General features: G+C 69.5%; 10 protein-coding genes. 7 read left to right on the top strand and 3 right to left on the bottom strand.

Annotated features, from left to right (window positions below; translation table 11 throughout):
* Window positions 1-88: 88 nt before the first annotated feature.
* Window positions 89-1,114, top strand: a complete 1,026-nt coding sequence (locus ACFRAQ_RS04130) for a glutathione S-transferase family protein (protein ID WP_379093899.1) — start codon at window positions 89-91, stop codon at window positions 1,112-1,114.
* Between the two features lie 4 nt (window positions 1,115-1,118).
* Here the strand turns inward: ACFRAQ_RS04130 and ACFRAQ_RS04125 are convergent, their stop codons facing one another.
* Together ACFRAQ_RS04125 and ACFRAQ_RS04120 are read right to left on the bottom strand one after the other, a co-directional pair.
* Window positions 1,119-1,538 carry a VOC family protein gene (locus tag ACFRAQ_RS04125; protein WP_379093896.1) on the bottom strand — a complete coding sequence of 140 codons (420 nt, stop codon included), beginning with the start codon at window positions 1,536-1,538 and terminating at the stop codon, window positions 1,119-1,121.
* Window positions 1,531-2,382, bottom strand: a complete 852-nt coding sequence (locus tag ACFRAQ_RS04120; RefSeq protein WP_379093893.1) for a helix-turn-helix domain-containing protein — start codon at window positions 2,380-2,382, stop codon at window positions 1,531-1,533. The genes ACFRAQ_RS04125 and ACFRAQ_RS04120 overlap by 8 nt, the downstream gene beginning before the upstream one ends.
* Window positions 2,383-2,512: 130 nt before the next feature.
* Here ACFRAQ_RS04120 and ACFRAQ_RS04115 point away from each other — a divergent pair, with 130 nt between their 5' ends.
* The 3 genes from ACFRAQ_RS04115 to ACFRAQ_RS04105 all read left to right on the top strand — a co-directional run bounded on the left by ACFRAQ_RS04115 (window position 2,513) and on the right by ACFRAQ_RS04105 (window position 5,140).
* A complete protein-coding gene (locus tag ACFRAQ_RS04115; RefSeq protein ID WP_357087233.1) occupies window positions 2,513-3,229 on the top strand; it encodes a hypothetical protein in 717 nt (238 codons plus the stop codon).
* A complete protein-coding gene (locus ACFRAQ_RS04110; protein WP_379093890.1) occupies window positions 3,226-4,173 on the top strand; it encodes an ABC transporter ATP-binding protein in 948 nt (315 codons plus the stop codon). The genes ACFRAQ_RS04115 and ACFRAQ_RS04110 overlap by 4 nt, the downstream gene beginning before the upstream one ends.
* 178 nt (window positions 4,174-4,351) lie before the next feature.
* Window positions 4,352-5,140, top strand: a complete 789-nt coding sequence (locus ACFRAQ_RS04105) for a hypothetical protein (protein ID WP_379093887.1) — start codon at window positions 4,352-4,354, stop codon at window positions 5,138-5,140.
* 3 nt (window positions 5,141-5,143) lie between these two features.
* Here ACFRAQ_RS04105 and ACFRAQ_RS04100 read toward each other — a convergent pair whose 3' ends face one another.
* Window positions 5,144-5,677, bottom strand: coding sequence for a VOC family protein (locus ACFRAQ_RS04100; protein WP_379093884.1), 534 nt, complete (start codon window positions 5,675-5,677; stop codon window positions 5,144-5,146).
* Between the two features lie 144 nt (window positions 5,678-5,821).
* Between ACFRAQ_RS04100 and tnpB the strand changes: the two genes are divergently transcribed.
* The 3 genes from tnpB (at window position 5,822) to ACFRAQ_RS04085 (ending at window position 14,954) form a co-directional block, all read left to right on the top strand.
* A complete protein-coding gene (gene tnpB, locus ACFRAQ_RS04095; protein WP_379093881.1) occupies window positions 5,822-7,288 on the top strand; it encodes an IS607 family element RNA-guided endonuclease TnpB in 1,467 nt (488 codons plus the stop codon).
* A 57-nt stretch (window positions 7,289-7,345) separates the two neighbouring features.
* Complete coding sequence (locus ACFRAQ_RS04090; RefSeq protein WP_379093879.1) at window positions 7,346-11,095, top strand: ABC transporter ATP-binding protein; 3,750 nt, start codon at window positions 7,346-7,348, stop codon at window positions 11,093-11,095.
* A gap of 112 nt (window positions 11,096-11,207) precedes the next feature.
* Window positions 11,208-14,954, top strand: coding sequence for a multifunctional oxoglutarate decarboxylase/oxoglutarate dehydrogenase thiamine pyrophosphate-binding subunit/dihydrolipoyllysine-residue succinyltransferase subunit (locus tag ACFRAQ_RS04085; RefSeq protein WP_379093877.1), 3,747 nt, complete (start codon window positions 11,208-11,210; stop codon window positions 14,952-14,954).
* The last annotated feature ends 9 nt before the right edge of the window (window positions 14,955-14,963 follow it).

Below are 14,963 nucleotides of genomic sequence, written 5' to 3'. Positions count from 1 at the left end.
CAAAAGAGGCGGCGCGACATCGGTACGACTACCTGCGAGGAGATCACCCGAACCCGCCCGTAGCGGAGCGGAGGGCAAAATAGACACAGTGACTACCTCGAACAGCGAGCCGGGGACCTATGTCGAGCCCGGCGAATTCAAGCGGGACACGAATTACATCGAAACGCGGATCACCGCGGACGGGCGGGACGGGTATCCGGTCGAGCCGGGCCGGTACCGGCTGGTCGCGGCGCGGGCATGCCCGTGGGCCAATCGCACGCTGATCGTGCGGCGGCTGCTGGGGCTGGAATCGGTGCTGTCCCTGGGCTTGTGCGGGCCGACCCACGACAAGCGCAGCTGGACATTCGACCTGGATCCGGGCGAGGTGGATCCGGTGCTCGGCATCCACTTCCTGCGCGACGCGTACTTCGAGCGATTCCCCGACTACCCGCGCGGCATCACCGTGCCCGCCGTCGTGGACCAGCGCACCGGCGCGGTGGTCACCAACGACTACGCGCAGATGACCCTCGACTTCTCGACCGAGTGGACCGAGTACCACCGGCCCGGCGCGCCCGACCTGTACCCGGAAGATCTACGCGCGGAAATGGATCCGGTCATGCGCCGCGTCTACACCGAGGTCAACAACGGCGTGTACCGGTGCGGGTTCGCCGGCGACCAGCAGGCCTACGACGCCGCCTACGACCGGCTGTTCACCGCGCTCGACTGGCTGAGCGAACGCCTCGCGGCCCAGCGGTACCTGATGGGCGACACCATCACCGAGGCCGATGTGCGGCTGTTCACCACCCTGGCCCGTTTCGACCCGGTCTACCACGGCCACTTCAAGACCAACCGGCAGAAGCTCACCGAGATGCCGGTGCTGTGGGCGTACGCCCGCGACCTGTTCCAGACCCCCGGTTTCGGCGACACCATCGACTTCGTGCAGATCAAGCAGCACTACTACATCGTGCACACCGACATCAATCCGACGCGGGTCGTGCCCCAGGGCCCCGAACTCGGCGACTGGCTGACCCCGCACGGCCGGGAAGCCCTGGGCGGCAAGCCGTTCGGCGACGGCACCCCGCCGCCTCCGCCGGTGGAGGCCGAGCGGGTGCCCGCCGGTCACGGCGCGGTCTGACCGCTCACTCCCCCGCCGCGCCCCGATAGGTGCCGAAGCTCCAATAGACGCCTTCGGGGTCGCGGCAGGTGAAACCCCGTGATTCGTAATCGGTTTCGTCGCGCAGTTCGCGGGTGATGGTCGCGCCCGCCGCCCGCGCCCGCTCGTACAGCGCGTCGATCTCGTCGAGGGCGATGTACACCGAGCCGACGCCGGGCGGCTGGCATGCCAGCGCCATGCCCTCGCGCACCCCGCCGAGCATGATCGCGCCGCCGCCCGGCCAGGCCAGTTCGGCGTGGTCGACGGTGTCGCCCGAGTCGTAGCGGGCGGTGGTCTCGAAGCCGAAGGCGGCCTCCAGGAACGTGATCGCGGCCGCGGCGTCGCGGTAGACCAGGGTCGGCCAGACGACGATGGCGGTCCGCACGGAATTGGTGGTTTCACTCATGGCACCAGCCTCCGACCTCGGCCACCGGTTGGTCTTGGACGAATGGGAACTCCTCGTGTTCCCGCCACACCGACGGCGGCATGCCCGCCAGCTCCCGCCACTCGCGGGCCATGTGCGCCTGGTCGTAGTACCCGGCGGCCGCCGCCACCGTCGCCAGCGGCGGTGCGACCGGCTCGCGCAGCAGTTGGTGTGAGCGTTCGAAACGGGCCACCCGGACCGCGTCCTTGGGGGTGATGCCGAACTCCGCGCCGAAACGGTTGCCGAGATGCCTTCGACTCCAGCCGATCTCGTCGGCGACCTCGGCCACCCGCACAGCCGGGTCCGGCCCGGACAGCAGCGCCCAGGCGTGGGTCAGCTCGTCGTCCCAGCGCACGGGGGCGATATGCCGCAGCAGGATCTCGTCGATGACGGCGAACCGTTCCGGCCACGACACCGGCTCCGCCAGCCGCTCCCGCAGCTCCGTCGCGCGCGGCCCGAGCAGGTCGGCCAGATCCACGATCCACGAACCGAGCGCCGCGGCGGGCATCCCCAGCACCGCCCGGCAGCCCAGCGGGGTCAGATTCAGCTGTACGCCGTGCTGGAAGCCGTTGTGCGCGATCACCGCCGGACGTACCGTGAGCCCGCTGGCCAGCATGTCCCAGTGCCCGCCCGGCTGCTCGGGATGACTGGAGACGGGGACGTGGATGGATTCGCCGATGGTGATGATCACCGTCAGCGCCGAGCCCGGCATGCCGACGTGGGTGCCCGGGGTGAAGCCGTGCAACAGGTAGCCCTCGTAGCCGAGGACGTACGCGCTCAGCCGCGGGTCGGACACACCCGAGGCGCCTTCGGACACGCCTGCCACGCGATCCACCCTAGGCCGATCCGGCGCGGCGCGCGATGCTCCCATCCGGAACCGGTCTATCTCGCGAATCGTTGTCGAGGTGCCATAGAGTTTCGGTCGGAGAGGACCGCACGGAAGTAAGGGGTTGCCGATGTTCAAGGGCGGATTCGAAAAGGCGGTCGTTTCGCTGCTCGACAACGGGTCCCAGGTGCAGGCCCCGGCGGTCGCGAAATACGTCGCGAAGCTGCGGGCCGATCATCCGGACGAGACACCCGGGCAGATCATCGCGCGGTTCGAGAAGCTGTATCTGAACACCGTCACGGCCTCCGGCACCGCGGTCGGAGCGACGGCGGCCGTGCCCGGCGTCGGAACCGTCGCGTCGGTGGCCGCCATGAGCGCGGAGACCGCGTTCTTCCTGGAGGCGTCCGCGGTGTTCACCCTGGCCGTGGCCGCCGTGCACGGCATCGCGCCCGAGGACAAGGAACGCCGCCGCGCCCTGGTGCTGGCCGTGGTGCTCGGGGAGAGCGGCATGGAGATCGTGCAGAAGAGCGTCGGCGTGTCGGCGAAGAACTGGGGTGGCCTGATGGCCGCCAAGATCCCCGGCCTGAGCTCCATGAACGATTCGCTGCTCAAGCGGTTCATGGTGCAGTTCATCGCCAAGCGCGGGGCGCTCATGGTCGGCAAGGTGATCCCCGCCGGAATCGGCGCGGCCATCGGCGGATTCGGCAACCGGGCGCTGGGCCGCCGCACCGTCGACAATGCCCGCAACGCCTTCGGCGCGCCGCCGCTGAGCTGGCCGCAGCCCATGATCGTCGACGCCGACCCGCTGACCGCCCTGAACGCGCCGGCCTGGAACAAGCAGCAGTGAGCGCCCGGCCCCTCGCCTTCGCCGCCGGCGGGCTGACCAAGACCTTCGACAGCATCACCGCCGTCGACGACGTCAGTTTCGTGGTGCCCGCCGGGACGGTGGCCGCGCTGGTGGGACCGCACGGCGCGGGCAAGTCCACGGTGCTGCGCATGCTGCTCGGACTGCTCACCCCCACCTCCGGCACCGCCGGTGTGGGCGGGCCCGGTTCCGGTGCGCGGGCCGGGCGGCGGGCGGTCGGCGCGATGCTCACCCCGCGCGGGCTGGACCCGGCGCGGCGGGTGTTCGCCCAGCTGCGCGTGTACGCCGCGGCCGCGGGCGTCTCCGACGAGCGGGCCGAGGAACTGCTGCGGCTGGTCCGGCTCCTCGACGCCGCCGACGAACGGATCGGCACCCTCACCGAGGGCATGCGGACCCGGCTGGCGCTGGCCGTCGCCCTGCTCGGCGATCCCCCGCTGCTGGTGCTCGACGATCCGGCCACCGGGCTCGACGTCGGCGAGACCGCCTGGCTCAATGACCATCTGCGCGGCCACGCCCGCCGCGGCGGCACCGTGCTGCTCACCTCGCGCACCCTGAGCACCGTGCTGCCCATCGCCGACGAGCTCATCGTCATGGACCGCGGCCGCGTCGCCTACCAAGGCAGTCCCGCCCGGCTGCGCCGCAGCCACCCGGACCGGCTGCTCGTCAAGGCCTCCAGCCCGATCGCGCTGGCCACCTCGCTGGCCGCGCAGGGCTTCACCGACTCGGTCATGCGGCCGGACGGTCGCCTCGCCATCGCGGAAGCCTCACTGTCACAACTGGAATCGGCCGCCTCCGCCGCCCGGGTCCAGCTCACCGAGGTCACGCCCGAACACATCCACCCCGATCAGGTGCTGGCCGCCCTCACCCACACCGGACCCACCGCCCCCGCCTACCCCGGCCCGGCCGCCCCTGGGGCGTATCGGTGACATCGGTGTGCCACATCGACATTCGCTATCGGTCGGCGGCGCCGGCAACCGGTGGCCCGGCCCGCGAACGACCGGTCCGCGGCACCGCCGCCGAGACGCTCGATTCCGGAGCAGCGTCCCGTGCCGCACGGATATGCGGAGCCGCCCAGGCCGGGGACGCTTCACGAAAGGACGCTCGATGAAGTTCACTGTGCCGCCGGTGGTGGCCCGGGCCGCGAATTCCGAAGTGCGGAAGGTGACTTCGGTGCGGCTGAACTGGGTGATCGGCGGCGGGGTCGTCGCGGCGGGTGTGGCGGCGTTCGTGGCGCTGGGGACCGGATTCCAGCCCGGGGGCGAGAACGCGCAGGGGTTCAGCTCCGGGTCCGGCTGGGCGTCCGTGCTGACCGCGTGGGTCGTGGTGCTGACCGTGGCCGCGGCCGCCGCCTTCGGGGCGGTCGGCGCGGGCTCGGAGTTCGCGACCGGGGGCGTGGCGATGGGCTCGCTGTTCACCCCCGACCGAACCCTGCTCCTGAGCGCGAAACTCGCGGTGGCGGGGGCGTTCTCGCTCGCCACCGTGGTCGCCATGGAAGTGCTCGGCGGAGCCGCCATGCGACTGGCGGGCGGCTCGCGGGTGCCCATGGACGGCGGCTTCTTCGGCGTGCTGATCGGGGTGGCGCTGGCGGCGGTGTGTTGGACGGTGATCGGGACCGCGGTGGGCTTCGTGCTGCGCTCGCCCACCCAGGCGCTGATGGCGGTGCTGGGCTGGGCGGTGCTGGAACCGCTGATCTGGATCACCGCGCGCGCCATCGGGTTCGGCGGGCTGGCGGCCATCCTGCCGGTGTCCTCGACGGTCGGGGCGATCAGCGGCGGACGGTACGCCAAGAACGCGCTTATCGCGCCCACGCCGGCGGCCATGGCGATGCTGGTGCTGTGGAGCGCGGCGGCGGGCGCGGCGGGCTGGTGGTTCTACACCCGCCGCGACATCTGACGCTCAGTCCCGGTCGGCGAACACCCGCTGCCAGACCGCGTGATCGGTGCGCGGGCCGCCCGGGGTGTCCGCGCCGTACTCGGCGATGAGCCCCGGCAGGTCCAGCGGCAGGCTCGGCGCGGTCATACCCGCCAGTTCGGCCTCCACCGCGGCGTCGGGAACCAGCCAGCAGACCTCGAATTCGATGCCGTCCGGATCGGCGGCGTAGAGGGCCTTGGTGGAGGCGTGGTCGGACGCCCCCGTGAGCGCGCCCGCCGCGATCAGGGCGTCGCGCACCCGCTGCAACTCGCTGAGCGTGTTCACCTCCCAGGCCAGGTGGTAGAGCCCGACCCGGCCGGTGCGGTGCGGGATCGACGGGTCCGGGGACTGGAACAGGCCCAGGTCGTGGTCATTGGCCGACCCCTCGGCCTGCAGGAACGCCCCGCCCGGGAAGCCGCCGGGCAGCCGGCGGAAGCCGAGCACCTCGCTGTAGAACGCGACCGAGCGTTCCACGTCGGAGACGAACAGGACAGCGTGATTGAGGCGCTGAATCGGCATGGCGGGAACTCCGTTTCGACGAGACCGGACGCAAGGTGGTCAATTGTTGGGTGGTCGGGCTTCGGTGTGGATGCAACAATTCGGTTGGCGTGTCTTCGGTTTCAATACTGTCGTGTCTGGCCCGGTTTCCCTACTGTCGAACAGGTGAGCGAGCCGTCGTCGTCGAACGATCGTCCCGAGGAGGGGACGAGACAGTTGCAGGCGTACCGGTTCGCGTTGGAGCCGACCCACGACCAGGCACAAGCGTTACGTTCCCACTGCGGGGCAACACGGTTCGCCTACAACTGGGGTCGCCGCAAAGTCCTCGCCAACTGGGCGCAGCGCGCAGCCGAAGCCTCCTACGGCATCCCCGACGACGAGCTCACCCCATGGATCGATCAATCCGCTTACAGCCTCCGCAAAGCGTGGAACGCGGAGAAGGGCACGGTCGCACCGTGGTGGGCGGAGAACAGCAAAGAGGCGTACTCGTCCGGTATCGCGCGGGTCGCCAAGGCGTTCTCCAACTACGGGGCGTCGAAACGCGGCACCCGTACCGGGGCACGCATGGGTGTCCCGGCCCGGAAGAAGCACTCCCACCAATCGTTCACCGTCACCACCGGCAGTTACGGACTCGGCGACGGGTCGCGGCAGGTCAAGATTCCCCGTATCGGAATCGTTCGGACCGGTGAATCGACGCGCAAGCTCGCGCGGCGGCTGCGGAACGGGACCGCCAGACTCGCGAACATGACCTTGTCCTGGCGGGGTGGCCGGTGGTGGGTATCGTTCACCGTCGCGGTCCGCCGCAATGATCCGAAACCCGCACGGCCCGACGCCGTGGTCGGGGTGGATACAGGGGTGAAGGCTCTCGCCGTCCTGTCCACGGGCGAGATTGTTGCCAACCCTAAGCATTACCAGAAGACCCAGGCCCTGCGCCGCCGACTTGCGCGAGCACGGTCCCGCCGCCGCGGCCCCGACCGCAAGCACGGTGGCGAGCCGTCGCGGCGGTGGGAGAAGGCCAACGCCAAAGCCAACCGCCTCGAGCATCGGGTGACCGCGATGCGCCGCGACGGGCTCCACAAGCTCACCACCCGCCTGACCCACGAGTACGGGACGATCGTGGTGGAGGACTTGAACATCGCGGGCATGCTGCGCAATCGGTGCCTGAGCAAGGCGATCTGGTCGGCCGGGTTCTCCACACTGCGCCACCAACTCGAATACAAAACCGACTGGTGCGGCGGACGGTTGATCACCGCCGACCGCTGGTATCCCAGCTCTAAAACGTGTTCTTCCTGCAAAGCAGTGAAAGCCAAGCTGGCTTTGGGGGAGCGCGTATTCCGTTGCGATCATTGCGGTCTCGTATTGGATCGTGATGTGAACGCTGCCCGTAACTTGGCGGCGTTGGTGTCCACGGCGAGTTGCGTCGGGACGGTAAACATGCCCGCTGGAAACCGTGTGAGACCCGGCTCGCCGGGCGATGGTATCGCCACGGGAAGACCCGAGACTGCGGTTGCGGGCCAACCCTGCCGGAGCAATCCCGCAGGTCACGGAACAACACATTCCGTGAACGGTGCGAAGTTCAGCGGAACACGCCGGGACGAGAGACCCAAGGCGGCGTCCCGGCCACACTGGTAAGGGGCGGGGAACGGGATGGGGAACAAACAGGGGGTGGGGAGATCGTTGTTCTCGGCGATGAGTTCGAGTGATGTGGGCGAGGCGATGGTGACCGGGGCCGGCGACGGGACGGGCCGCGGCTGGTTGCGGCGGCTGTGGGACAGGTGCGTCGGGCATCCGTGGATGCTGGCGGGCCTGGCGGTGGCGATCATGCTCGGCGCGGTCGTGGAGGTGACCGGGCCGCTGCTGGCCAAGCGCGCCCTCGACGGGGCGACCGCGGGCAATACCGGCATCATCGGGGGGATGGCGGTCGCGCTGGGCGCGCTCGCGCTCGGGCGGTTCCTCGCCTCCTTCGGCCGCCGCATGCTGGCCGGGCGGCTCGCCCTCGACGTCCAGCACGAACTGCGGGTGGATCTGCTGGCCGCGCTGCAACGCCTGGACGGGCCCGGGCAGGACGAGCTGCGCACCGGCCAGGTCATCTCCCGCTCGATCAGCGACCTCACCCTGGTGCAGGGGCTGCTGTCGATGGCGCCCTGGTCCTCGGTGGCGGCGCTGCAATTCGTGCTCGCGGCGGGCGTCATGCTGTGGCTCTCGCCGCCGCTGGCGCTGGCCGCGCTGCTGGTGGTGCCGGTGCTGGCCTTCGTGGTCTACCGGGTGCGGCCGCGCCTGTACGCCGCCACCTGGTCCGCGCAGCAGCGCGCCGCCGATCTGGCCCAGCACGTCGAGGAGACCGTCACCGGCGTGCGCGTGGTCAAGGGCTTCGGGCAGGAGGCCCGCATGGTCGACCTGCTGGAGGGCCACGGCCGCGAGCTGTACGCCGAACGCATGCGCGCGGCCCGCATCGACGCCCGCTTCAGCCCGACACTGGGCTCGATTCCGCAGGCCGGGCTGGTCGCGGTGATCGCGGCGGGCGGGCTGCTGGCCTTCCACGGCAGCATCGGGCTCGGCACCTTCCTGGCCTTCGTCGCCTACGTGGCCACCATGACCAACTCCACCCGGATCGTGTCGTACGTGCTGGTGATGGCGCAGTTGACGCGGGCCGCGGCCGAACGCGTGCACCAGGTCATCGACAGCGCGCCCGACCGCGTCGACCCCGAGCATCCGGCGCCGGTGCCCGACGGGCCGCTCGGCATCCGAATCGAGGACGTCACTTTCGGTTTCGATCCGGACCGGCCGGTGCTGCGCGATGTCAGCCTCGACATCGCGCCCGGGGAGACGGTGGCGATCATCGGCCCGGCGGGCTCGGGCAAGTCCACGCTGAGCCTGCTGCTGCCGCGCTTCTACTCCCCCGACTCCGGCCGGATCAGCCTGTACGGCACCGATTCCCGCGCCGACGTCGCCGATCTGCGCGCGGCCGAACTGCGCGAAGCCGTGGGCGTCGTGTTCGACGAGGCGTTCCTGCTCTCGGACACCATCGCCGCCAATATCGCCCTGGGCCGACCGGAGGCGACCGAGGCCGAGATCCGCGCGGCCGCGAAACAGGCCGCGGCCGACGACTTCATCAATGGCCTCGCCGACGGCTACGACACCGTGGTCGGCGAACGCGGCCTGACCCTGTCCGGCGGCCAGCGCCAGCGCATCGCCCTGGCCCGCGCCCTGCTGGCCGACCCGCGCGTCCTGATCCTCGACGACGCCACCTCGGCGGTCGACGCGGTCACCGAGGCCGCGATCTTCGCGTCCCTGCCCACCGATTCCGGCCGGACCACGCTGATCCTGGCCCACCGCGAATCGACGCTGTCCCACGCCGACCGTGTGATCCGGCTGCCCGCACCGGAATTCGCGCCGCTCGATCCGGCGGCCGCGGACTCCGACCTCGAACTCGGGCAGACCGCGGCGGGCGCGCAACCGGATCGGGATACGCCCGAGGAAGTGCGGCGGGTGCTCAGCAAGCTGCCGCCCGCGCTGGAAGAGCCCGGGCTGGACGCGGACTCGTTGCGGGAGCCCGACCCCGGATTCCGGCTGAGTCACGCGCTGGGACTGGTGAAATGGCTGGTCGCGGGAACCATGCTCCTGCTGGCACTGAACGCGCTTGTCGGCGTGGGTTTCCCGTCGGTGGTGCGGTACGCGGTGGACGCGGGCGTCGGGCGGCACGACGGCGCCGCGCTGGTACGGGCCACCGTCATCGGCGTCGTCCTGGTCGTGGCCGGGTGGCTGGTCGCGGCGACCGCGCTGCTGTGGAGCAACCGGGCCGGGGAGCGGGTGCTGTTCGGGTTGCGGGTGCGCAGTTACGCGCATCTGCAGCGGCTCGGCCTGGACTTCTACGAGCGGGAACTGTCCGGCCGCATCATGACCCGGATGACCACCGACATCGACGCGCTGTCGACGTTCATGCAGACCGGCCTGCCGGACGCGCTGGTCGCGCTGCTGACCGTCGGCGGAATCGCGGTGGCGCTCACCATCATCGACCCGGGCCTGGCCCTGGTGGTGTTCGTGACGGTGCCCGCGCTGCTGGTGGCCAGCTGGAAGTTCCGCAAGGTCTCCGATGCCGCCTACAGCGCCTCCCGGGAGCATTCGGCGACCGTGAACGCCGACTTCGCCGAGAACGTCGCGGGACTGCGGGTGGTGCAGGCCAACCGGCACGAGGCGATCTCCGAGCGGCGCTTCGCCGGATACTCGGACAACTACCGGGTCAGCCGGATGCAGGCGCAGCGGGCCATCGCCACTTTCTTCGCCTTCGTCGGCATGTGGGCGGACCTGGCGCTGGCCGCCGTCGTGTTCACCGGAGCCTGGGCGGTCGCGCACGGGACCACCACCGCGGGCACCCTGGTCGCGTTCGTGCTGTACCTGCAGCTGCTGTTCGGGCCGATCATGCAGTTGTCGCAGCTCTTCGACGGGTATCAGCAGGCGCGGGTCGGGTTGCGGCGCATCGGGGAACTGCTGCGCACCCCGTCCTCGATCGCCCCCGATCCCGCGGACGCGGCCCCGATCGACGGGCAGCTGCGTGGCGAGGTGGTGTTCGACGACGTGCGCTTCCAGTACCCGGGCGCGGTGCGGCCCGCCCTGGAGGGCGTCAGCCTCGGCATTCCGGCGGGCGGCAGCCTCGCGCTGGTGGGCGAGACCGGCGCGGGCAAGTCGACCATCGTGAAGTTGCTGGCCCGGCTCTACGACATGCCACGAGAACCTGTGTCCGGTGACGCGAATCACGAAGTTACCGACGCCGCGACGGCAATCTCCATAGCGAAAACGCATGACAAAGCCCGTGATCCGGACACTCACGGCGCAATTCGGGTGGACGGCGTGGATATTCGCGACTATCGCCTCGCCGACTTCCGTTCCCGGCTCGGCGTGGTCCCACAGGAAGCTCACCTCTTCACCGGCGACATTGCCAGCAACATTGCATTTGGCAAACCTTTTGCGAGTCGCGTTGAAATCGAGGCGGCGGCCGCCGCGGTCGGTGCGCTGGACACCGTCGCCGCGCTGCCCCGGGGCATGTCACAGCCGGTCGGGGAACGCGGGCGCGGGCTCTCGGCCGGGCAACGCCAGCTCATCGCCCTGGCCCGCGCCGAACTGGTCCGGCCCGACCTGCTCCTGCTCGACGAGGCCACCGCCGTCCTGGATCCGGCCGCCGAGGCATCGGTGCTGGTCGCGAGCGAATCGGTGACGCGGGGGCGGACCTCGATCATCGTGGCGCACCGGCTCGCGACAGCCGCGCAGGCCGATCGGATCGCGGTCGTCGAGCACGGCCGGATCAGCGAAATCGGGTCACACGACGAACTCCTCGCGGCCCGCGGCGCGTACTCCCGCTTGTGGGCTGCGGCGCGGGCGACGGAAGGAATATTCTCGAGCGAGGACGAGTCGTCACGAGAGAATGCGTCCGCTCGGTGGTAGCCACGACCGACGGCGAACGGGGGTGGGCATATCCTCAGTGGGGGCGCATCGGCGCGCATCCGCCGATTACCCGTGCCGGGCACGTCACAAACGTCGCAGCGCGAAGAACGAAATGAGGCGAACACCTGCTGTGAGCAGCTCAACAGACCAGTTCGGACAGAACCAGTGGCTTGTCGACGAGATGTACCAGAAGTACAAGCAAGACCCCTCGTCCGTCGATGAGAGCTGGCACGAGTTCCTGGCGGACTACACGCCGGAGAACACTGCCGAGATTGGTAACAACAGCCAGGCGGCCGCCGCCGTCGCTCCGGCCCCCGCCGCCGCCGCGCCCGCCGCTCCCCCCGTCGCCGCACCCGCCGCGCCCGCCCCGGCTCCGGCCCCCGCGCAGGTGCGCACCCCGCAGACCACCCCGGCCCCGAGCTCGAACGCGGCCCCGACCTCCGGCGGCCCCAAGCCGTCCGCCGAGGACGAGACCAAGGTGCTGCGCGGCGCGGCCGCCGCGACCGTGAAGAACATGTCGGCCTCGCTGGCCATCCCCACCGCTACCTCGGTGCGTGCCATCCCGGCGAAGCTGATGATCGACAACCGGCTGGTCATCAACAACCACCTGGCCCGCACCCGCGGTGGCAAGATCTCCTTCACCCACCTGCTGGGCTACGCCATCGTGCAGGGCATCAAGTCCTTCCCGAACATGAACCGGCACTACGCCGAGATCGACGGGAAGCCGAACGCGGTCACTCCGGCGCACACCAATCTCGGTCTGGCCATCGACCTTCCGGGCAAGGACGGGTCCCGCGCGCTCGCGGTCGCGGCCATCAAGAACACCGAGGAGATGACCTTCGCGCAGTTCCACACCGCGTACGAGGACGTCGTCCGCCGGGCGCGCATCGGCAAGCTGACCAACGACGACTTCGCCGGCGTCACCATCTCGCTCACCAACCCGGGCACCATCGGCACCAACCACTCGGTGCCGCGTCTGATGCTGGGCCAGGGCGCGATCATCGGCGCGGGCGCCATGGAGTACCCGGCCGAGTTCCAGGGCATGAGCGACCAGCAGCTCGCGGAGATGGGCATCGGCAAGCTGATGACCCTGACCTCGACCTACGACCACCGCATCATCCAGGGCGCGGAGTCCGGCGACTTCCTGCGGACCGTCCACAACCTGCTGATCTCCGACGAGTTCTACGACGAGATCTTCCACGGCATGGGTGTCCCCTACGAGCCGGTCCGCTGGCGCAAGGACATTCAGGAACGCGGCATCGACAAGTCGACCCGTGTCCAGGAGATGATCAACGCCTACCGCAGCCGCGGCCACCTGATGGCCGACACCGACCCGCTGCGGCTGGTGAAGGACAAGTTCCGCTCGCACCCCGACCTGGATGTCACCCAGCACGGCCTGACCCTGTGGGACCTGGACCGCGAGTTCAATGTCGCGGGCTTCCACGGCCAGGAGCGCATGAAGCTGCGCGACGTGCTGTCCATCCTGCGCGACGCCTACGCCCGCCACGTGGGTGTGGAGTACACCCACATTCTGGATCCCGAGCAGCTCAAGTGGATTCAGGAGCGGGTCGAGCAGAAGCACGCGAAGCCGACCGTCGCGGAGCAGAAGTACATCATGTCCCGGCTCAACGCGGCCGAGGCGTTCGAGACCTTCCTGCAGACCAAATACGTCGGCCAGAAGCGCTTCTCGCTGGAAGGCGCCGAGTCGGTCATCCCGATGATGGACGCCGTCATCGACCAGTGCGCCGAGTACGCCCTCGACGAGGTCGTCATCGGTATGCCGCACCGTGGCCGCCTGAACGTGCTGGCCAACATCGTGGGCAAGCCCTACTCGAAGATCTTCACCGAGTTCGAGGGCAACATGAACCCGGCCGCCACCCACGGCTCCGGTGACGTGAAGTACCACCTCGGTGCGCGCGGCACCTACCTGCAGATGTTCGGCGACAACGAGATCGAGGTGTCGCTGACCGCGAACCCCTCGCACCTCGAGGCCGTCGACCCGGTGCTGGAAGGTCTGGTCCGCGCCAAGCAGGACCTGCTCACCAAGGAAGACATCGTCACCAAGGGCGAAGAGGCGCGGTCGTTCTCGGTCGTGCCGCTGATGCTGCACGGTGACGCGGCCTTCGCCGGCCAGGGTGTCGTGGCCGAGACGCTGAACCTGTCGGGTCTGCGCGGCTACCGCACCGGTGGCACCGTGCACATCGTGGTGAACAACCAGATCGGCTTCACCACCGCGCCGGAGTACTCGCGTTCCACCGAATACTCCACCGACATCGCGAAGTTCATCGGCGCCCCGATCTTCCACGTGAACGGCGACGACCCGGAAGCCTGTGTGTGGGTGGCCAAGCTGGCCGTCGACTACCGGCAGAAGTTCCAGCGCGACGTCGTGATCGACCTGATCTGCTACCGCCGCCGCGGCCACAACGAGGGCGACGACCCGTCGATGACCCAGCCGGGCATGTACGACGTGATCGACACCAAGCGTTCGGTCCGCAAGGCGTACACCGAGTCGCTGATCGGCCGTGGCGACATCTCCATGAAGGAAGCCGAAGACGCCCTGCGTGACTACCAGGGTCAGCTGGAGCGGATCTTCAACGAGGTGCGCGAGCTGGAGAAGTTCCCGCCGGAGGCGTCCGAGTCGATCGAGGAAGAGCAGCAGCTGCCGCCGAATCTCGTGACCTCCGTGGACAAGACGGTGCTGCAGCGCATCGGCGACGCGTTCCTGAACGTGCCCGACGGCTTCACCGTGCACCCGCGCGTCAAGCCGGTGCTGGAGAAGCGCCGCGAGATGGCCTACGAGGGCAAGGTCGACTGGGCCATGGCCGAGTTGCTGGCCTTCGGCACGCTCATCGACGAGGGCAAGGCCGTCCGCCTGACCGGTCAGGACTCGCGCCGCGGCACCTTCTCGCAGCGCCACTCGGTCATCATCGACCGCAAGAGCGGCGACGAGTACACCCCGCTGCACAACATCGGCTCGGCCAACCCGGGCTGGTTCGCGGTGCACGACTCGGCGCTGTCGGAGTACGCGGCGGTCGGCTTCGAGTACGGCTACTCGCTGGGCAACCCGGACGCGCTCGTCCTGTGGGAGGCGCAGTTCGGTGACTTCGTCAACGGCGCGCAGTCCATCATCGACGAGTTCATCTCCTCCGGTGAGGCCAAGTGGGGTCAGCTCTCCGAGGTCGTGCTGCTGCTGCCGCACGGTCACGAGGGCCAGGGTCCGGACCACACCTCGGGTCGGATCGAGCGCTTCCTGCAGCTGTGCGCCGAGGGTTCGATGACGGTGGCGGTTCCCTCCACCCCGTCGAACTACTTCCACCTGCTGCGCCGCCACGCCCTGGACGGCATCCGCCGCCCGCTGGTGGTGTTCACCCCGAAGTCCATGCTGCGCAACAAGGCTGTCGTCTCCGAGGTCGAGGACTTCACCGACAACAAGTTCCGCACCGTGCTCGAGGAGCCCACCTACGAGTCGGGCAACGGCGACCGCGCCAAGGTCAAGCGCGTGCTGCTCACCTCCGGCAAGATCTACTACGAGCTGGTGGCCGAGAAGAACAAGCACAACCGCGACGACGTGGCCATCGTCCGCGTCGAGCAGCTGTACCCGATTCCGAAGTTCCGCCTCAACGAGGCCCTGGAGCAGTACCCCAACGCCTCCGATCTGGCGTGGGTCCAGGAGGAACCGGCCAACCAGGGCGCCTGGCCCTTCTTCGGCCTCAACCTCCCGGAGATCCTCCCGGCCCGCTTCGGCAAGCTGCGCCGCATCTCCCGCCGCGCCATGTCGGCCCCGTCCTCGGGTTCGTCCAAGGTGCACGCCGTGGAGCAGCAGGAAATCATCGACGAGGCGTTCTCCCCGACCGCCTAGTCACCGAAT

The sequence above is a fragment of the Nocardia sp. NPDC056611 genome (assembly GCF_042792755.1).
In the GTDB taxonomy this organism is placed as follows: domain Bacteria; phylum Actinomycetota; class Actinomycetes; order Mycobacteriales; family Mycobacteriaceae; genus Nocardia.
This window is presented reverse-complemented; position numbering and strand designations above follow the sequence as displayed.